At 68.8% G+C, this 19,202-nt stretch carries 20 protein-coding genes; 14 read left to right on the top strand and 6 right to left on the bottom strand.

The annotated features are described in order from the left end of the window. The first annotated feature begins 83 nt into the window (after positions 1–83). From flgB to M8R19_RS02520, 14 genes are all read left to right on the top strand, one after another. Positions 84–452 (top strand): flagellar basal body rod protein FlgB, encoded by a 369-nt coding sequence (gene flgB / locus M8R19_RS02585; protein ID WP_249916922.1) that lies wholly within the window; start codon positions 84–86, stop codon positions 450–452. A 2-nt stretch (positions 453–454) separates the two neighbouring features. Next, positions 455–886, top strand: coding sequence for a flagellar basal body rod protein FlgC (gene flgC, locus M8R19_RS02580; RefSeq protein WP_043271835.1), 432 nt, complete (start codon positions 455–457; stop codon positions 884–886). Beyond that, positions 883–1,548: a flagellar hook capping FlgD N-terminal domain-containing protein gene (locus M8R19_RS02575; RefSeq protein ID WP_249916921.1), complete on the top strand. Its 666-nt coding sequence runs from the start codon at positions 883–885 to the stop codon at positions 1,546–1,548. Before flgC ends, M8R19_RS02575 begins: the two co-directional genes overlap by 4 nt. Before the next feature lie 20 nt (positions 1,549–1,568). Continuing rightward, complete coding sequence (flgE, locus tag M8R19_RS02570; protein WP_249916920.1) at positions 1,569–2,756, top strand: flagellar hook protein FlgE; 1,188 nt, start codon at positions 1,569–1,571, stop codon at positions 2,754–2,756. Positions 2,757–2,765: 9 nt separating this feature from the next. Beyond that, on the top strand, positions 2,766–3,491 hold the full coding sequence (locus M8R19_RS02565; protein WP_249916919.1) for a flagellar basal body rod protein FlgF: 726 nt from the start codon (positions 2,766–2,768) through the stop codon (positions 3,489–3,491). A gap of 53 nt (positions 3,492–3,544) precedes the next feature. Then, the gene (gene flgG / locus M8R19_RS02560; RefSeq protein WP_009622739.1) at positions 3,545–4,330 is read left to right on the top strand and encodes a flagellar basal-body rod protein FlgG; all 786 of its coding nucleotides are present in this window, start codon (positions 3,545–3,547) and stop codon (positions 4,328–4,330) included. A 5-nt stretch (positions 4,331–4,335) separates the two neighbouring features. Next, a complete protein-coding gene (gene flgH, locus M8R19_RS02555) occupies positions 4,336–4,998 on the top strand; it encodes a flagellar basal body L-ring protein FlgH (protein ID WP_024128717.1) in 663 nt (220 codons plus the stop codon). A 13-nt stretch (positions 4,999–5,011) separates the two neighbouring features. Continuing rightward, positions 5,012–6,115 carry a flagellar basal body P-ring protein FlgI gene (locus M8R19_RS02550; RefSeq protein ID WP_074986158.1) on the top strand — a complete coding sequence of 368 codons (1,104 nt, stop codon included), beginning with the start codon at positions 5,012–5,014 and terminating at the stop codon, positions 6,113–6,115. A gap of 9 nt (positions 6,116–6,124) precedes the next feature. Further along, on the top strand, positions 6,125–7,090 hold the full coding sequence (locus tag M8R19_RS02545; protein WP_249916918.1) for a lytic transglycosylase domain-containing protein: 966 nt from the start codon (positions 6,125–6,127) through the stop codon (positions 7,088–7,090). Next, a complete protein-coding gene (flgK, locus tag M8R19_RS02540; RefSeq protein WP_116423224.1) occupies positions 7,087–8,454 on the top strand; it encodes a flagellar hook-associated protein FlgK in 1,368 nt (455 codons plus the stop codon). Before M8R19_RS02545 ends, flgK begins: the two co-directional genes overlap by 4 nt. A 32-nt stretch (positions 8,455–8,486) precedes the next feature. Then, positions 8,487–9,401: a flagellar hook-associated protein FlgL gene (gene flgL, locus M8R19_RS02535; protein ID WP_249916917.1), complete on the top strand. Its 915-nt coding sequence runs from the start codon at positions 8,487–8,489 to the stop codon at positions 9,399–9,401. A gap of 13 nt (positions 9,402–9,414) precedes the next feature. Then, positions 9,415–10,449 (top strand): hypothetical protein, encoded by a 1,035-nt coding sequence (locus tag M8R19_RS02530; RefSeq protein WP_249916916.1) that lies wholly within the window; start codon positions 9,415–9,417, stop codon positions 10,447–10,449. A gap of 114 nt (positions 10,450–10,563) precedes the next feature. Further along, positions 10,564–10,893 (top strand): tryptophan synthase subunit beta, encoded by a 330-nt coding sequence (locus tag M8R19_RS02525; protein WP_074986169.1) that lies wholly within the window; start codon positions 10,564–10,566, stop codon positions 10,891–10,893. Between the two features lie 529 nt (positions 10,894–11,422). Further along, complete coding sequence (locus M8R19_RS02520) at positions 11,423–12,133, top strand: 2OG-Fe(II) oxygenase (protein ID WP_249916915.1); 711 nt, start codon at positions 11,423–11,425, stop codon at positions 12,131–12,133. Between the two features lie 599 nt (positions 12,134–12,732). On the opposite strand, the gene M8R19_RS02515 is transcribed toward M8R19_RS02520, so the two are convergent. From M8R19_RS02515 to M8R19_RS02490, 6 genes are all read right to left on the bottom strand, one after another. Next, positions 12,733–13,935: an ISL3 family transposase gene (locus tag M8R19_RS02515; protein WP_249916914.1), complete on the bottom strand. Its 1,203-nt coding sequence runs from the start codon at positions 13,933–13,935 to the stop codon at positions 12,733–12,735. 166 nt (positions 13,936–14,101) lie between these two features. Further along, positions 14,102–15,214, bottom strand: a complete 1,113-nt coding sequence (locus M8R19_RS02510; protein ID WP_249916913.1) for an acetoin dehydrogenase dihydrolipoyllysine-residue acetyltransferase subunit — start codon at positions 15,212–15,214, stop codon at positions 14,102–14,104. Next, positions 15,211–16,230 (bottom strand): alpha-ketoacid dehydrogenase subunit beta, encoded by a 1,020-nt coding sequence (locus M8R19_RS02505; protein WP_074986174.1) that lies wholly within the window; start codon positions 16,228–16,230, stop codon positions 15,211–15,213. Before M8R19_RS02505 ends, M8R19_RS02510 begins: the two co-directional genes overlap by 4 nt. Before the next feature lie 80 nt (positions 16,231–16,310). Beyond that, complete coding sequence (locus M8R19_RS02500; protein WP_116423230.1) at positions 16,311–17,285, bottom strand: thiamine pyrophosphate-dependent dehydrogenase E1 component subunit alpha; 975 nt, start codon at positions 17,283–17,285, stop codon at positions 16,311–16,313. Then, the gene (locus tag M8R19_RS02495; RefSeq protein WP_249916912.1) at positions 17,266–18,342 is read right to left on the bottom strand and encodes an ATP-NAD kinase family protein; all 1,077 of its coding nucleotides are present in this window, start codon (positions 18,340–18,342) and stop codon (positions 17,266–17,268) included. Before M8R19_RS02495 ends, M8R19_RS02500 begins: the two co-directional genes overlap by 20 nt. Next, positions 18,339–19,139, bottom strand: a complete 801-nt coding sequence (locus M8R19_RS02490; protein WP_249916911.1) for an SDR family NAD(P)-dependent oxidoreductase — start codon at positions 19,137–19,139, stop codon at positions 18,339–18,341. Before M8R19_RS02490 ends, M8R19_RS02495 begins: the two co-directional genes overlap by 4 nt. Positions 19,140–19,202 lie beyond the last annotated feature (63 nt).

Here is a 19,202-nt window from a genome sequence, read left to right as displayed (position 1 = left end):
AAGGCTTTGCTCGCTGTTCTCAAGTTAGGCACGGTTCCTGCTGAAGAGGACGCCAGCAAGAGTCAGGCCGGAGACAGCCACCGATGAGCATACGGGTAGAAGAATCCCTCGCCGTGCACGTGCGTGCGCTGCAGGTGCGCACCCAGCGCAGCGAGATCCTCGCCGCCAACCTGGCGAACCAGGACACCCCGGGCTTCCTCGCCCGCGATATCGATTTCGCCGGCGAGATGCGCCGCCTCGACCCGCAGGCCGAGGACGCCGGCCTGGCCTTCGCCGACGACGACGCGCAGCTGAAGTACCGCATCCCCAACCAGCCGTCGGAAGACGGCAACAGCGTCGAGCAGGGCGTGGAGCAGTCGGAGTTCGCCCGCAACGCCATGGGCTTCCAGACCAGCCTGACCTTCCTCGGCATGAAGTTCCGCGGCCTCAAGCAGGCCATCGAAGGACGTTGAGCATGGCACTGGACTCCATCTACCGCATCGCCGGTTCCGCGATGACCGCGCAGACCGTGCGCCTGAACACCGTGGCCAGCAACCTGGCCAACGCCGATTCCGCCGCCTCCAGCGCCGATGCCGCGTACAAGGCGCGCAAGCCGATGTTCGCCGCCGTCTACGGCAACGACGAACTGGTGCGCGACGCCGGCATGGGCGGCGCCCGCGTGCAGGTGCTGGACGTGGTGACTTCCGGCACCGCGCCGCAACGCCGCTACGAGCCGAACAACCCGCTGGCCAACCGCGACGGCTACGTCTACTACCCGGACGTCAACGAGATCGAGGAAATGACCGACATGATGTCGGCCACCCGCAGCTTCGAGACCAGCGTCGACGTCCTCAACCGTGTACGCAGCATGCAGCAGGGCCTGCTGAAGCTGGGAGAACAGTCATGACCAGCAGCGTCAACGGCACCAACTCCGCCAGCGGCAGCAGCGCTGGCAGCGACAGCGTCGGCGTCAACCTGACCGACGTGTCGCAGCTGCAGAACAACTTCATCACCCTGATGGTCGCGCAGATCCAGTACCAGGACCCGACCGACCCGGTGGACAGCACCCAGTTCGTCAACCAGTACTCGCAGCTGTCCCAGGTGCAGAGCCTGGAGAACCTCAACACCATCCAGAAGAACAGCCTGGTGCTCGCTGACAACCTGCAGAACCTCACCGCTGCCGGCCTGGTAGGGCAGAAGGTGATGGTCTCGGTGGACAGCCTGCAGCTGGACGACGCCGTGGTCGACGGCCAGGTGCAGCTGGAGCACGCCTCCACCAGCACCACCCTGAAGCTGACCAGCGCCGCCACCGGCGAGGTCACCAAGCTCGCCCTCGGCCCGCAGGAGGCCGGCAGCGTGGCCTTCAGCGTCGACCCGCAGAAGCTAGGTCTGGCGCCGGGCAAGTACGGCGTCGAGGTCGAGACCAGCAGCGGCGAGAAGCCCAAGGTCGAGGTCGGCGGCAAGGTCAGCCACGTGCGCGTCAGCGACAGCGGCCCGGTACTGGAAGTCGAGGGAGCCGGTTCCGTGCCCTTCTACAACATCGTCGAATTCGGCAGCGCGGCTGCCTGATCCCGCCCAGGAGAACCCCGATGAGCTTCAATATTTCCCTGACCGGGCTGAACGCCGTCAGCGAGCAGCTGGACACCGTCAGCAACAACATCGCCAACGTCGGCACCGTCGGCTTCAAGTCCTCGCGCACCGAGTTCGGCAGCGTCTACGCCGACAGCCAGGCGATGGGCGTGGAAGTGCTGGGCAGCACCCAGAGCATCAGCCTCGGCGGCAGCCTCACCAACACCAGCCGCAACCTCGACCTGGCCATCTCCGGCACCGGCTTCTTCATGGTCAAGAGCGCCACCGGCGAGACCCAGTACACCCGCGCCGGGGTGTTCAACACCGACAACGCCAACTACATGGTCAACGCCTCCGGCCAGCGCCTGCAGGGCTACTCGGTGGACGCCGCCGGCAACCTGCAGGCCGGCGTGCTCGGCGACCTGCAGGTGAAGACCGCCAGCCTGCCGGCCAAGGCCACCGACAGCCTGGACTTCGTCGCCAACCTCGATGCCGACGGCGAAGTGCCGACCCTGGCCTTCGACCCGGCCGACGCCTCCACCTACAACTCCACCTACACCACCAAGGTCTACGACTCCCAGGGCAAGGAACACACCCTGACGCAGTACTTCGTGAAGACCGCCGACAACGCCTGGATCAGCCACTACTACGCCGACGGCAACGCCGTGGGCACCCAGGCGCTGAGCTTCGACAGCGCCGGCATGCTGACCTCGCCCAGCGCGCCCTTCACCCTCAACGTCGGCGGCCTGGCCGGCGGCGTGAACGCCCTGGCGATCAACGTCGACTACACCGGCACCACCCAGTACGGCTCCGACTTCGCCGTCACTACCAACAAGGCTTCCGGCTATGCCTCCGGCGACAAGACCGGCCTGACCGTCGACGAGGACGGCATGGTCTACGTCAACTACAGCAACGGCCAGCGCCTGCTGCAGGGCCAGGTGGTGCTGGCCAGCTTCGTCAACCCCGAGGGCCTGCGCGCGGTCAGCGGCACCGCCTGGACCGAGACCTCGGCCTCCGGCGGCCCGCTGGTGGGCGCCCCCGGCGGCGGCCAGTTCGGCGACCTGGTGGCCGGCGCGCTGGAAGGCTCCAACGTCGACCTCACCGCGCAGTTGGTGAGCCTGATGGAAGGCCAGCGCAACTACCAGGCCAACACCAAGGTGCTGACCACCGACAAGGAACTCACCCAAGCGCTGTTCGGCGCCGTCTGAGGCTGACCCATGGACCGCCTGGCCTATACCGCGATGAGCGCCGCCAGCCGCACCCTGCAGTCGTTGCAGGTGCGCGCCAACAACCTGGCCAATGCCAACACCCCGGGGTTCCGCGCCGACATGGAGCGCGTCAGCGCCGTGGACGTGAGCGGCTACGGCTACGACAGCCGGCACCTGGCGCGCCTGGAGAACAACGGCGTCGACATGGCCCCCGGCACCCTCACGGTGACCGGCCGCGACCTCGACTTTGCCATCCGCGGCCAGGGCCTGATCGCCCTGCAGGACGGCGAGGGCGAGGCCTACACCCGCCACGGCAGCATGCTCGTCGACAGCGAAGGGCGGCTGACCATCAACGGCCGCCAGGTGCTGGGGGAGGGCGGCCCGATCGTCCTGCCCGAGTACGACAGCGTGAACATCGGCGAGGACGGCACCGTCTCGGTGATGCCGCGCGGCGACTACCTGATGACCGAGGTGGACCGCATCAAGCTGGTCGACGCCCCGGCCGCCGAGCTGCAGAAGAACGCCGCCGGCCTGCTGGTGCGCAAGGACGGCCGGCCGGCCGAGGCCACCGACGACGTGCGCCTGGTCAGCGGCTACCTGGAGGCGAGCAACGTGTCGTCGATCGACCAGCTCACCGCGACCATGAGCCTGAACCGCATGTTCGAGACCCAGGTGAAGATGATGAAGGCCGCCGAGGACATGGCGTCCGCCGGCGACCGCCTGCTGCGCGACTGACGCGCCCCGTACAACCCGGCCGCGCCGCGCGCGGCCCGCGAAGGAGATACCGCATGAGTTCGGCACTGTGGGTGAGCAAGACCGGCCTGGCCGCGCAGGACACCGCGCTGTCGGCGGTGGCCAACAACCTGGCCAACGTCAACACCACCGGCTTCAAGAGCGACCGGGTGGTCTTCGAGGACCTGTTCTATTCCATCGACCGCCAGCCCGGCGCCCAGGCCGACCAGGTCAACACCGTGCCCTCGGGCATCCAGCTGGGCAGCGGCGTGCGCGTGGCCGGCACGCAGAAGGTGTTCACCGAAGGCAGCATGCAGACCACCGGCCAGCCGATGGACCTGGCCGTGGTCGGCCGCGGCTTCTTCCAGGTGGAAGCGCCCAACGGCGACACCCTGTACACCGAGAACGGCCAGCTGCAGCTCAATTCCGACGGCGTGGTGGTCAACGCCCAGGGCCTGCCGCTGATCCCCAACATCGAGGTGCCGGCCGGCAGCAGCAGCTTCACCGTGGGCAGCGACGGCACCGTCACTGCGATCATGGCCGGCGAGACGCAGCCGACCCAGCTGGGCCAGATCACCCTGGTCAACTTCACCAACCCGGCGGGCCTGGAAGCCCTGGGCGGCAACCTCTACCGCGAGACCGTGGCCAGCGGCCAGCCGGTGGAAGGCGTGCCCGGCGAAGACGGCCTGGGCACCCTCAAGCAGGGCGTGCTGGAAGGCTCCAACGTGCAGGTGGTGGAGGCCATGGTCAACATGATCGCCATCCAGCGCGCCTACGAGGCCAACGCCAAGGTGCTGGACGCCGCCTCCGGCATGCAGCAGTTCCTCAACCAGACCGTATGACCGCCATGAGCCGCCTGCCGACGCTGCTTGCCCTGCTGCTATTGGGCGGCTGCGCGAGCTTCAACGAGATGCTCCCGGACGAGGACTCCAGCGCCTACCAGCCGCCGACCCTCGACTACAGCCTGCCGCCCACCACCGGCGGCGGGCTGTACCGCCCCGGCTACTACGGCGGCCTGGTGCAGGACCAGCGCGCCCTGCGCGTGGGCGACGTGCTCACCGTGGTGCTGGAGGAGCAGACGCAGTCGAGCAAGAGCGCCGGCACCAGCTTCGACAAGAGTTCCAGCCTGGGCATCGGCATCCCTACCATCCTCGGCCACAGCTACGACCGCCTGGAAAGCTCGGCGGACAGCTCGCGGGACTTCAAGGGCGACGCCAAGAGCGAGCAGCAGAACTCCCTGCGCGGCGCCATCGCGGTGACCGTGCACCAGGTGCTGCCCAACGGCACCCTGGTGGTCCGCGGCGAGAAGAACCTGCGCCTGAACCAGGGCTCGGAGTTCATCCGCCTCACCGGCCTGGTGCGGGTGGAGGACATCAACCGCAACAACCAGGTGTCCTCGCAGAACGTCGCCAACGCCAACATCTCCTACGCCGGGCGCGGCGTGCTCAACGACAGCAACTCGGCCGGCTGGCTGACGCGCTTCTTCACCCACCCCCTGTTCCCGCTGTGAGGCGCTGCCGGCCATGCGAGCCATCCTGAAGTACCTGCTGCCGCTGACGCTGTTCTGCTGGCCCCTGGCGAGTCGCGCCGTGCCGCTGCTGGAACTGGTGGACGTGGAAGGCATCCGCGGCAACCAGCTGATAGGCTACGGCCTGGTGGTCGGTCTCGACGGCACCGGCGACAAGACCCAGGTGAAGTTCACCAGCCAGTCGGTGGTGAACATGATCAAGCAGTTCGGCGTGAACCTGCCGGCCAACATCGACCCCAAGCTGAAGAACGTCGCCGCGGTGAGCATCACCGCCGAAGTGCCGCCCTCGTACAGCCCCGGGCAGACGGTGGACGTCACCGTGTCCTCGCTGGGCGACGCCAAGAGCCTGCGCGGCGGCCAGCTGCTGCTCACGCCGCTGCGCGGCATCGACGGCGAAACCTATGCCCTGGCCCAGGGCGCGGTGGCCGTGGGCGGCCTCAACGCCAGCGGCCAGAGCGGCTCCAGCGTCACCATCAACACCGCCAACGGCGGGCGCATCCCCAACGGCGCGACCGTCGAGCGGATGATCCCCAGCGACTTCGCCAGCCGCCCGGACATCATGCTCAACCTGCGCCAGCCCAGCTTCCAGACCGCCGCGCACATCGTCACCGCGCTGGACAACCTGCTCGGCGCCGGCAGCGCCCAGGCCCTGGACGGCACCAAGGTCAGCGTGCGCGCGCCGGTCTCGGCCAACCAGCGCACCAGCTTCATGGCCCTGCTCGAAGGCGTGGAGGTGCAGGAAGGCCGCGAACGGCCCAAGGTGGTGTTCAACAGCCGCACCGGCACCGTGGTCATCGGCCAGGGCGTGCGGGTGAAGGCCGCCGCGGTGTCCCACGGCAGCCTCACCGTGACCATCAGCGAGAACCCCCAGGTCAGCCAGCCGGCGCCGTTCTCCGGCGGCCGCACCACGGTCACGCCGCAGTCCGACGTCAACGTCGCCCAGGACAAGAAACCGATGTTCCGCTGGCCCGAGGGCGCCAGCCTGCAAGGCATCATCGACACCGTGAACAGCCTCGGCGCCACCCCGGACGACGTCATGAGCATTCTCCAGGCGCTGGAGAAGGCCGGCGCGCTGAACGCCGAACTCATCATCATCTAGGGTGCGCGCATGAGCATCGTTTCACTCCCCACCGCGCTGAACGCCGCGCGCGGCCAGGACGGCAACCCCCAGGCGCGCCTGGAGGCGGCCGCCGAGCAGTTCGAGGCGCTGTTCCTGCAGCAGATCCTCAAGCAGATGCGCAAGGCCGGCGACGTGCTCTCGGCCGGCGGCATCGGCCGCAGCCGCGACCTGGACACCATGCACGACTTCTACGACGGCGTGCTCGCCGACAGCCTGGCCGAGCGCAAGCAGACCGGCATCGCCGCGCTGCTGGTGCGCCAGCTTTCCGGCCACGACTCCGACAGCCGCGGCGAGGCGCTGGCCGGCGGCGACCAACTGGGCCTGCCGCGCAGCCTGCAGCAGGCCGTGGCGGCCGACTGGCAGCGCGGCGTGCAGGCCGCCGGGCGGCTCTGGCAACGCGGCAGCGCGGCCTTCGGCGAACTGGTGGACAGCCTGATCGACCACGAATCCGCCGGCGACGTCGCCGCCGTCTCGCCCAAGGGCGCCCGCGGCCTGATGCAGCTGATGCCCGACACCGCGCGGGAAATGGCCGCCAAGCTGGGCCTGGAGTTCGACCCGCAGCGCCTGACCCAGGATGGCGCCTACAACCGCCAGCTCGGCAGCGCCTACCTCGACGAGATGCTGCAGCGCTACGACGGCCACCGCGCCCTGGCCCTGGCCGCCTACAACGCCGGCCCCGGCCGGGTGGACGAGTGGCTGAAGAGCAACGGCGACCCGCGCCGCGGCGAGATCAGCGGCGAGGCCTGGATCGAACGCATCCCCTTCGAGGAAACCCGCCGCTACACCCGCGGCATCCTCGACGACCTGGATCGCCGCGGCCAGGCTGCGGCGCCGGCGCCGCTTAAGCCGGCGGCCGAACCGGTCGCCTATCAACAGCAGGGCAGGCAACACCAGGCACTCTCCGCCGCCTTCGCCCAACCGATCCGCCTTCAGCCCAAAGGGAAGCAGTCGTGAGCAATTTGACGCAGATCGCCTACAGCGGCGTGCGCGCCTCGGAGATCGGCCTGTCGATCACCGGGCAGAACACCTCCAACGTCAACACTCCGGGGTTCAGCCGCCTGTCGGTGCTCACCAGCTCCCTCGGCGGGCAGGGCTCGCTCAGCCCCGGCGGCGGGGTGAAGGTGACCGGCATCCGGCGCATGTCCGACGACTTCCTCAACCAGCAGCTGTGGCGCGCCACCACCGCGCAGAACTACTACAGCAACGCCCAGCAGTACCTGGGCGCGCTGGAGGACCTGATGTCCAGCGACGGCGCCAGCATCAGCGTCGGCCTCGACAACTTCTTCGCCGCCCTCAGCGAGGCCAGCGCCACCCCGGACTCCACCGCCCTGCGCCAGCAGATCATCGCCGAGACCGGCAACCTGGCGCAGCGCTTCAACACCCTCTCCGGCAACCTCGACACCCAGCTCAAGTCCCTGCAGGAACAGCGCGGCACCATGGTCGGCGAGATCAACGGCCTGACCGGCAACATCGCCCTGCTGAACAAGAAGATCGTCGCCGCGCAGTCCGCCGCCGCCGACCCCTCGGCCCTGCAGGACCAGCGCGACGCGCTGATCACCCAGCTCAGCCAGTACAGCAGCATCCGCACCAGCGCCGCCGCCGACGGCTCGGTCTCGGTGTCCCTGGCCAACGGCCAGCCGCTGGTGGCCGGCGCCTCCGCCGCGCAGCTGAAGGTCAGCCTGACCAGCAGCGGCGAACAGGATGTCAGCCTGGCCTTCGCCGGCACCCAGTTCGCCATCCACCAGCAGGACCTGGGCGGCGCCATGGGCGCGCTGTACGACACCGAATACCAGACCCTGCGGCCGAACCTCGACAGCCTGGCGCAGATGGCCACCCAGGTCGCCGACCTGGTCAACTCCACCCTGGCCGGCGGCTATGACCTCAACGGCAACCCCGGCCAGGCGCTGCTGCAGGCCAACCCCGGCAGCACCGGCAAGCTGCTCAGCCTCACTGGCCTGCAGCCCACCGAACTGGCGCTGTCCGATAGCGCCGGGGAGAAGGGCAACAACGGCAACCTGCTGAAGCTGATCGACCTGAAGAGCCAGACCATCACCGTCGACGGCAACGCCGTGACCCTCAACGACGCCTACGCCGGGCTGATCGGCCGGGTGGCCAGCGACAGCCGGCAGAACCAGGCCGACCTGGACACCGCCAAGACCGTGACGCAGCAGGCGCAGAACCAGCGCGACAGCGTCAGCGCGGTGAACCTGGACGAGGAGGCGGTCAACCTGCTGACCTACCAGCAGGCCTACCAGGCCAACATGAAGGTCATCAGCACCGCCAAGGACCTGTTCGACAGCATGCTCGCGGCGTTCTGAACGCCGTAGCCCGCCACCCGACGAGACGCCCCATGCGCATCACCAATTCGCAGAGCACCGCCATCCTCCTGGACTCGATGAGCCGCAACACCGAGAAGATGTCGCAGCTGATGCAGCAGATGTCCAGCAGCAACCGCATCCAGCACCCCTCGGACGACCCCATCGCCGCGGTGCGCATCCTGCGCATCCAGCGCTCGGAGGCCAGCCTGGCCCAGTACGGCAGCAACATCGCCGGGGTCTCGGGCAACCTGTCGATCCAGGAAACCAACCTGCAGTCCACCTCCGACACCCTGCTGGACATCCGCGACCTGCTGCTCTGGGCGGCCAACGGCTCCAACGCCAACGAGCAGCTCGGCGCCATGGCCGGCGAGCTGTCGAACCTGGAGAAGACCCTGGTCAGCTACCTCAACGTCAAGGACGAGGAGGGCCGCTACCTGTTCTCCGGCACCCTCACCGACCAGCCGGCGGTGACCTACGACGAGGCCAGCGGCACCTACAGCGCCACCGGCAACGACAAGACGCGCCAGGCGGTGGTGGCCAACGGCGTGATGGTCGACGAGAACGTCGCCATCCGCCCGCTGTTCGGCAACGGCATGGACCTGCTCAACGGCCTCCACGCCCTGGTGGCCAAGCTGCAGGACCCGGCCCTGGACAGCAGCGACCCGGCCATCCAGCAGAGCATCGCGGCCACCCTCGACCTGCTGGACGACAGCCACGGCAAGCTGCTGTCGGCCATCACCGACCTGGGTGGGCGGCAGAACACCCTGACCCTGCTGGACAACAGCAACCAGGACATCTCCCTGGTCAACCAGAAGGTCGAGGGCGACCTCTCGGCGCTGGACTACGCCAAGGCCAGCATCGACCTGGGCAACTACAAGCTGGCCCTGCAGGCGACGCAGAAGACCTACCTGACGGTCAACGGCCTGTCGCTGTTCAGCCTGCTCTGAGGACCCTGGCGCGATGAAGGTCGAGAACCCGTTCCCGGCGGTCGCCGCCATCGACGGCCAGCCGCGCCAGGCGCCGGCGGCAGTGGGCGAGCGCACCCTGCGCCAGCGCAAGCCGGCGCGCAGCGCGGCCAGCGCTGGCGAGCGCAGTGTGGGCAAGGCTGCCGGCTTCAGCATCCAGCTCAACCAGCAGCTCAGCGCCATGCAGAGCGCCGAGGGCTACCTGGGCGAGCTGGCCGACCGCCTCAACCAGCTCAAGCTCAGCCTGGGCCGCGAACTGGGCAGCGGCCAGGGCGGCAACCGCAAGCAGCTGGAGCAGCCGCTGCAGCAGGCCGCCGAGCTGCTGGCGCAACGCCGCGAACGCAGCGCCGGCGGGCTGGACGCCAACCTCGACCTGCACCTGCACGAAGCGGCGCGCACCCGCTTCGCCATCGACGGCCTGGCCACCCTCGACGAAGCCCGCGCAGGCGGCCGCGAGACCCTGCTGTTCCAGACCGGCCGCGCCCAGGGCGAACCCGGGGTGGTGGTGCTGGACGACGCCATGAGTGACCAGCAGCTGCTGCGCAGCTTCAACATCGGCCTGGCATCCAGCGGCATCCGCGCGGAACTCGACGCCGACGGCAGGCTGAGCTTCTCCATGGCCGAGGCCGACTGGCGCAAGCAGGGCGGCCAGCTCAACGTGCAGGGGGAGGGCAAGCGCTTCGCCAAGGACCGCGCCAGCCCCGCCCGCACCCGCGAGCAGCGCCTGCTGGACCTGCCGCAGAGCCTGGCCGGCAGCGACCAGCGCGAACTGCGGCAGATGCTCGACCAGGTGATAGACGCGCTGGACCGCATCGGCACCCTGCGCGACCAGCTGCGCCAGCGCCAGGGCGAGATCCGCGAGTTCCTCGCCCGCCAGGCCGACCGCGACGAGCAGCAATGGGCGCAGGACTACGCGGCGTCGGTATTCAACCTGGTGCGCGACAGCGGCTCCAGTTACGCGGCGGTGACCCAGACCGTGGTGGCCCAGGCCAACCTGAGCCGTTTCGCGGTGGTCAGCCTGCTTTCTTGAGCCGGGCTTGTTAAGCTGCGCCGAACCCTGGGGCCGATCGACGGTCCCAGTTCGCAGACGACGGACAGGAAGGCTCCGTTCGTACCCTTGACAATGACGGTTAGGTCGATCCGCATGGTTTACGTACAACGCGATGGGCAAGGAAATCTGTTGAGAGTGGAAAGCCAGCCCTTCGAAGGCATGAACGGCACGCTGGCCTACCAGAGCGACGAGCTCAGGCAGTGGCTGGATGCGCGCACCGAGGTGCGCAGCCGGCTGGACCTGCTGCGCCAGTCCGACCTGGAAGTGATCCGCGTGCTGGAAGACGTGGTCAACGTGCTGGTCGAGCGCGGGGTGATCCGCTACACCGACCTGCCCGAAGCGGCCCGCCGCAAACTCGACGAACGCGCGGTGGCGCGCGCCGAGCTGGAAGGCCTGGCGGACCACCCCGGCGACGACGACTGAGAGGCCGTCGCACCGAGGCGCTTTTCGTAGAATGGGTTGAGCTTGCGATACCCATCGGGCCACGGTGATGGGTATCGCTGCGCTCAACGCCATCCTGCGAGAGGCCGTGCCCGTCCGTAGGGTAGGAGCGGACCTTGTCCGCGATAGCCGGAGGTATCGGCGCGATTCGCGGATAAGATCCGCTACGCTGCGCCACCCGCACCATTCCCCTGTAGGAGCGCGCCCTGCGCGCGAAATCGCGGGCAGGGCCCGCTCCTACAGGTCAGGCACGGTAGTCCTCCCCCGGTAGGAGCGGACCTTGTCCGCGATAGCCGGAGGTATCGGCGCGATTCGCGGATAAGATCCGCTACGCTGCGCCACCCGCACCATTCCCCTGTAGGAGCGCGCCCTGCGCGCGAATCGCGGGCAGGGCCCGCTCCTACAGGTTGCCGGGAGGCGAACCCATCCCCCGGGTTTGAAAGTCGGCATCGGGGCGCAGGGCGGCTGGCCGCTCGCCTAGACTGGCGGCATCGCCCCGCGGAGCCCGCCCATGACCCCACTCGCCGAGCGCATCGCCGCCCTGGACTGGCCAGCGCTGGCCGCGCGCCTGGACGCCGGCGGCCACGCCCTGGTCCCCGGGCTGCTCGACCCGCGTCAATGCCAATGGCTGCGCGCCCAGTACGCCCGCGACGAACCCTTCCGCAGCCGGGTGGTCATGGCCCGCCACGGCTTCGGCCTGGGCGAGTACCGCTACTTCGCCTATCCCTTGCCGGCGCCGCTGCAGACGCTGCGCGAGGCCTTCTATCCGTCCCTGGCGAACATCGCCAACGCCTGGCAACGCCGCCTGGGCCTGGCGCCGGAATACCCGCCGCAGCACGCCGAATTCCTCGAACGCTGCCACGCCGCCGGCCAGCTACGCCCCACACCGCTGCTGCTGCGCTACGGCGAGGGCGACTACAACTGCCTACACCAGGACCTGTACGGCGAACTGGCCTTCCCGCTGCAGGTCGCCATCCTGCTGTCGCAGCCGGGCGAGGAGTTCGGCGGCGGCGAGTTCGTCCTCACCGAACAGCGCCCGCGCATGCAGTCGCGGGTGGAGGTGGTGCCGTTGTGCCAGGGTGATGCCGTGGTGTTCGCCGTCTCCCAGCGGCCGGTGCGGGGGGCGCGTGGGGACTATCGGGTGAGCATGCGCCATGGGGTCAGCCGGTTGTTGTGGGGGGAGCGGTTTACATTGGGTGTCATCTTTCACGATGCGCTTTGAGGGGGAGTCCGCAACCCTCACCCCAGCCCTCTCCCAGAGGGAGAGGGGGCCGTTGGGCAGGGTTTGATGTTATGGCGTTAGCCGGCAGCCTCGGCGGTTTGGAGTGCGCTGATATTTCCGAGTTAGCCGGCTAGCACAGAGATTGCCGGCTGACACCAAATCCTTTCTCGGCACGGACAAGCCCCCTCTCCCTTCAGGGAGAGGGCTGGGGAGAGGGTTGCGGATTTGCGGCAAGCACCCAAGTCCCTACCTGGGCACCCCACACAAAAAAACCAACCTGAGCTGAAACCTCAATGAGGCACGGCTCCAGCATCGGCACGGACTGAGCCTGCTTAAGAGCCCCTCTCCCTAACCCTCTCCCTGAAGGGAGAGGGGACCGTTGGGCAGGGTTTGATGTTATGGCGTTAGCCGGCAGCCTCGGCGCTTTGGAGTGCGCTGATATTTCCGCGTTAGCCGGCTTGTACCGAGTTGCCGGCTGACACCAAGTTCTTTCTCGGCACGAACGGCCCCCTCTCCCTCTGGGAGAGGGCTGGGGTGAGGGTTGCGGACCCGCAGCAAACACCCAAACCCCCCACCCGAGCACCCCCCAAAAAAAAGGTTCATCGCGCTTTCCCGGGGAAGGCGGCCTTGATTTTCAGGAAAAAGTAGGCGGAGTCCCTGAAGCCATAGGCCATGCGCTTGATCACCTTGATGCGGTTGTTTACCCCTTCCAGCAGGCTGGTGTGCATGGGGAAGCGAGCGCTGGCCAGGATGCCTCGGACGTATTTGCGCAGATTGCGAGCGAAGCGTTGCAGCGGGGCCAGGCCACTGTCCCTGGCGTGGCGCAACCAGTCCCGCCAGCGGCGCCAACCCTCCCGCACGCTGGGGGCGTACCAGATTTCCTTGAGCGTATCCTTGAGCACGTAGACCGTGGCCAGTGGCTGGTTGGCCTCGAGGATTTCCTGCAACTGCACGGCTTGCTGATCCTTGAGGTTTTCGCGATTGCGCAGCAGCAACCAACGACTCTGCTTGATTACCTTGCGTGCCGCTTTGTCCTGGCGTAGCGCGTTGGCCTGATCGACACGGATGCGGTCGATCACCTCCCGGCCATAGCGAGCCACCACGTGGAATAGGTCGTAGACCACTTCGGCACGGGGGCAATGCTGTTTTACTTCCAGATCGAAGGCGGTGTTCATGTCCATCGCCACGGCCTCGATTTGCTGGCAGCGCTCACCGAGCAGTTCGAAGAACGGCTGAATCGCCTCGCGGCTGTTGCCATGCCCGACCCACAGCACGCGTGTCCGCTGCGCATCCATGATCACGGTGGCGTAACGATGTCCTTTGTGAAGAGCGAACTCGTCCATCACCAGACGGCGAACGTCACCCGGCTCGAAAGCACCGACTGCGGCCTCTAGACGACGTTTGTCGAGCTGCTTGAGCGTGTGCCAATGCAGACCGACGAGGCGACTGACGTGACTGATGGGCAGTAATTGCAGCAAAGCCTCGAGCCAGATGCGCAAGCGCTGGGTCAAGCGCGACGCTGGCTCCAGCCAGTCGATCCGCTCGGTCACCCGACCACAGCGCAGGCAGTCGACGCGGCGCACCGGCAGTTGGAGCAGGACGCGCTGGTCGAACAGATCGCGATCACGCACCCGGCGAATCCGCCGTTCGTGGATTAATGGACTGGCCTGACCGCAGCGCCCGCATTTGGGGACAGCGCTGGCGTGAGGCTTGAGCTCGATCAGCAGGGTGCTGTCGGCAGATGGGTGGCAGGCGATGACTTCGTAGCCTGGCCAGAAAGCAGCAAGATCAATAGGATGCACGGCGACAGCAGGGGGTGGGGGTTGGTTCGTTTGGCGACTGCCAATCTACCCGCTTCCCTGACTGTCAATCCGCTCTTTCCCCAGACTCCGCGAAGAACCAAAAAAAAGCCCCAGCCTGGCGCCAGGGCCGGGCCGCCATCGCGGCCCAAGGTCAGAGGTTCCCGGCTCAGTGACGCCCGAGGAAATCCATCAGCAACGCATTCACCGCTTCCGCCGCCTCCATCTGCAGCATGTGCGCCTGCTCCGGCAGCACGTGGACTTCGGCGCTCAGGCCCTGGGCGTGGCTGGCCGGGATGATCGCGTCGACCTCGCCCCAGATCACCAGCGCCGGGTGCTCGCCGGCTTCCAGCACGCCGCGCAGGTCGACCTGCTGGCGGCCGTCGGCGAATAGCTTGCCGGCCAGCTGGCGCAACGCCGCGTCCACGCCTTCCAGGCGCTTGTACTTGAGCATGTCCTCCAGCATCTGCCGGTTCACCAGCGCGGCGTCGGAGAACAACTGCACCAGCTGCGGCTTGAGGGCGTTGCGGTTACCGGCCTCGACGAAGCCCTGCAGGTAGGCCCCGTTGATCTCCGCCCCCAGCCCTGCACTGGCCAGCAGGCTCAGCGAGCGTACCCGCCGGGGCGCCAGGCGCGCGGTGTTCAGCGCCACGGCGCCGCCCATGGAGTGCCCGGCCAGGTGCACCAGATCAATGTCCAGATGGTCGAGCAGGGCCAGCACCGCGCCGCTCAGCTCATCCAGGTCGCCGCTCGCAAGCGCCTTGCCCGACTCGCCATGACCCGGCAGGTCGAGGGCGATCACCCGGCGCCCGGCGGCGAGCGCCTCGTGGTTGAACAGCCAGTTGTTCAGGTCGCCGCCGAAGCCGTGGATCAGCAGCAGCGGCACGTCGCCTTCGCCGCGCTCGAAGTAGCGCAGCACGCGGCCGTCCAGCTCGACCTTCTGCGGCGCCGGGCCGCTGTCGGCCTCGCCGTCGCCGCCGGGGACGAACTCGGCCTGGAAGCGCTCGACCACTTCGTCGATCTCCGCCTCGCTGGCCTCGCCCTCGACCACCACGCCGAGCAGCGCGCCCACCGGCAGCGTATCGTCCTCGCGCGCCACCTGGCGCCGCAGCACGCCGGAGAAGGGCGCCTCGACGCTGCTGCTGATCTTGTCGGTCTCCACGTCCAGCACCGCGTCGCCTTTCTCGATGGCGTCGCCGTCCTGCTTGAGCCAGGCGTCGATGCGGCCCTCGGTCATCGACAGGCCCCACTTGGGCATGGTCAGGGTATGGATACGGCTCATGCCACCTTCCTCCCTTGCACCAGCTCCAGCACCGTGGCCTCGATCTTCGCCGCACTGGGGATGTACAGGTCTTCCAGGGCGTCGGAGAAGGGCACCGGCGTATGCGGAGCGGTGACCTGGCGGATCGGCCCCTTGAGGGCGTCGAAGGCTTGCTCGGCGACCAATGCGGCAATGTCGGTGGCCAGCGAGCAGCGCGGGTTGGCTTCGTCGATCACCACCAGGCGCCCGGTCTTCTCCACGCTTTCGAGGATGCTGTCGCTATCCAGCGGGCTGGTGGTGCGCAGGTCCAGCACCTCGCAGGACACGCCCTGGCGCGCCAGGCTGGCGGCGGCATCCATGGCCAGGTGGACCATGCGCCCGTAGGTCACCAGGGTCACGTCGTCGCCGTCGCGCAGGAAGTTGGCCTCGCCGAAGGGCACGGTGTACAGCTCCTCCGGCACCTCGCCCTGCATCGAGTAGAGCAGCTTGTGCTCGCAGAAGATCACCGGGTCGTTGTCGCGGATGGCCTGGATCAGCAGGCCCTTGGCGTCGTACGGCGAGGACGGGCAGACCACCTTCAGCCCGGGGATGTGCGTCCACAGCGCGGTGAGCATCTGCGAGTGCTGGGCGGCGGCGCGCAGGCCGGCGCCGACCATGGTGCGGATCACCAGCGGGGTCACCGCCTTGCCGCCGAACATGTAGCGGAACTTGGCGGCCTGGTTGAGGATCTGGTCCAGGCAGCAGCCGGCGAAGTCGACGAACATCAGCTCGCACACCGGGCGCAGGCCGCGGGTTGCGGCGCCCACCGCGGCGCCGACGTAGCCGATCTCCGACAGCGGGGTGTCCAGCACGCGGCCGGGGAACTGGTGGTAGAGGCCCTTGGTGACGCCGAGCACGCCGCCCCAGGCGTCGTCCTCGCCCGGCGCGCCGGCGCCGCCGGCATTGTCCTCGCCCATGATGAACACGCTCTGGTCGCGGCGCATTTCCTGGGCCAGGGCTTCGTTGATGGCCTGCTGGTAGCTGATCTTTCTGGCCATGATGGCTCTCCTCTAGTTGTTCTTGTCGGGCCGGGTCGCTGGGCCCCCGCGCTCGCGGGAGGCGCGCTCGGCGCGGGATGTCAGGGATAGGCGACGTACACGTCGCTCAGCAGGTCGGCGGGCGAGGGCTTGGGATCGGCCTTGGCGCGCACCACGGCTTCCTCGATGCCGGCCTCGACTTCCGCGTCTATGGCGTCCAGGGCGCTGGCCTGCAGCAGGCCGGCGCGGGTGGTGCGCTCGCGGAACTGCATCAGGCAGTCGCGTGTCTCGCGGTAGTGCTTGACCTCGTCGGGCGCGCGGTAGGTCTGGGCGTCGCCTTCGAAGTGGCCGTAGTAGCGCGTCAGCTTCACCTCGATCAGCGACGGGCCCTCGCCGGCGCGGGCGCGCTCCACGGCGGCGCCGGCGGCCTCGTGCACGGCGAAGAAGTCGAAGCCGTCCACCGTCACCCCAGGCATGCCGAAGCCGGCGGCGCGGTCGGCGATATGGTCGCAGGCCACCGACCAGTTCGACGCCGTGGCCTCGGCGTAGCCGTTGTTCTCGGCGACGAAGATGCACGGCAGGTTCCACACCGAGGCCAGGTTCATGGCCTCGAACACCGCGCCCTCGTTGGAGCCGCCGTCGCCGAAGAAGGCCACCGCCACCGCGCGGTTGCCCTTGAGCTTGGCGGCCAGCGCCGCGCCCGCCGCCAGGGGCGCGCCGGCGCCGACGATGCCGTTGGCGCCGAGCATGCCCTTGGACAGGTCGGCGATGTGCATCGAGCCGCCCTTGCCCTGGCAGACGCCGGTCTTCTTGCCGTAGATCTCGGCCATCATCCCGTACACGTCCACGCCCTTGGCGATGCAGTGGCCGTGGCCGCGGTGGGTGGAGGCGATGCAGTCCTCGTCGTCCAGGTGCGCCATGACCCCGGCGGCGGAGGCCTCCTCGCCGGCGTACAGGTGCACGAAGCCGGGAATCTCGCCGGTGGCGAACTCCACGTGCAGGCGTTCCTCGAAGGCGCGGATGGTGCGCATCACGCGGTAGGCATGCAGCAGTTGCTCAGTCGATAGCGTGGACATCTTGTTGTTCTCCAGGGTGGTTCACGGGCTTGCCAGGAACGGCCAGCAGGCGATGGCAGGCGGCGAAGGCCAGGGCGGCCTCGACGTCGATGCTCAGCGGGCCGTCGAGTTCGAGGGTGATGCTGGGGCGCTCGGCGGCGGCGAATTCGATCTCGCGTTCGCCGTCCAGGGCCAGGGTGCCGGCGCAAAGCAGCGGCAGGCGCGGCACGCCGGGCTCCAGGCTGCCGCTGGCGACGATGCCGCAGGCCTGCAGCAAGCCGGGGGCCAGCGGCGCCAGCAGCGCCTCGCCGGCCTGCGGGCCCAGGCGCAGCCAGCTGCCGCGCGGGCAGCGCCGCGGCACCGGGTTCCACAGTCCGCACAGCGACGACAGGCCGATGGCGTGGGGCTCGGCGAAGGCGGCGTAGATTTCCGCCAGGTCCTCGGCGCGGCTGATGGCCCGGGCGCCGGTGAAGGTCAGCGGCGAAACCGCCACTTCCACCAGGGCGATCTCGTCGATGCTTCGCGCCGGCAGCCGCACCCGCAGGCGCTTGTTGCGGCGCAGGGCGACCTCCGCCGGGATGCGCCCGCTGGCGTAGAGCCCGCCGGCCAGCCCGGCGCCGGTCGCCTCGCGCAGCTCCGGGAAGGCGTTGTTGGTGCCGGTGGACAGACAGAGCAGGGGGATGTCGCCAACCTCCGCGGCCACCGCCTTGTGCGTGCCGTCGCCGCCGAGCACGGCGACCAGGGCCACGCCGCGCTCGGCCAGCATCCGCGCGGCCCGGCGGGTGTCCTCCACGCTCTGGCGCAGCGGCATGTCGAGGAATTCCAGGCGCGGCCAGTGGCTGTCGCGGGCGTGGCGGCCGGCGCTGGCCTTGAGCACGGTGGCGGCGATGCCGGTCATGTCCGGCGGCATCAGCACTTCGTCGATGCCGGTGGCGCCGAAGGCCCCCAGCAGGCGCTGCACCACCGCGGCCTTGTCGGTGCTGGAATAGAGCCCGGCATTGGCGGTCAGTCGGCGCAGGTCGCGGCCCGAGGCCGGGTTGGCGATGATGCCTACGCGCAGGGGCAGGGCCGCGCTCACAGCGAGAAGCCGCCGTCGACGGCGATGGCCTGGCCGGTGACGTGGGGCGCGCAGGCCAGGTACACGGCGAGCTGGCCCATGTCTTCCACGGTCTGCGCCTCGCCCTGGGGCAGCAGGCTGGCCTGGTGGCGTTCCCAGGACTGCGCCTCGCTCTCGCCCGGCTGCGCCCAGCGCCCGGACAGGCCCTGCTCGCCGCGCCACATGCCGGTGCCGACGATGCCCGGGCACAGCGCGTTGACGGTGATGCCCTCGCGCGCCACCTCCTTGGCCAGGGCGTTGCTGAAGCCGACCACGGCGAACTTCGAGGCGCTGTAGTGGGCCAGGTCCGGGAAGCCGACCTTGCCGGCGATGGAGGCCACGTTGATGATCCGCCCGCAGCGCTGCGCGCGCATCAACACCAGCTCGGCCTGGCAGCAGAGGAACACGCCGCGGGCGTTGACGTTCATCACCCGGTCCCAGTCCTCGACGCTCAGCTCGGCGACCTTGTGGATGCTGATGATCCCGGCGTTGTTCACCGCCACGTCGAGGCGCCCGCGCTGGCGTTCGATCTCGCCGAGCAGGGCGCGCACGCTCTGCGGCTCGCCGACGTCCACGGTCAGCGCCAGGGCCTGGCCGCCGAGGGCGCGGACCTGGGCGGCGCCTTCCTCGGCCTGGGCCGCATCGAGGTCGGCGATCACCAGCTCGGCGCCGGCCAGCGCCAGGCTGCGGGCGATGCCCAGGCCGATGCCGCGGCCGCCGCCGGTGACCAGGGCGACCTTGCCGGCCAGGGAAAATTGCGAAGGGGCAGTAATGGACATGACGCACCTCTGGTTGTTGTTGTGGGGTGCGGGACGGCGTCCCGGTGTCGCCAGGACTGGAGC

Source organism: Pseudomonas sp. R3.Fl (genome assembly GCF_023516765.1).
In the GTDB taxonomy this organism is placed as follows: Bacteria; Pseudomonadota; Gammaproteobacteria; order Pseudomonadales; family Pseudomonadaceae; genus Pseudomonas; species Pseudomonas citronellolis.
Note: the sequence above shows the minus strand (reverse complement) of the source record. Positions and strands in the feature narration are given on the sequence as shown.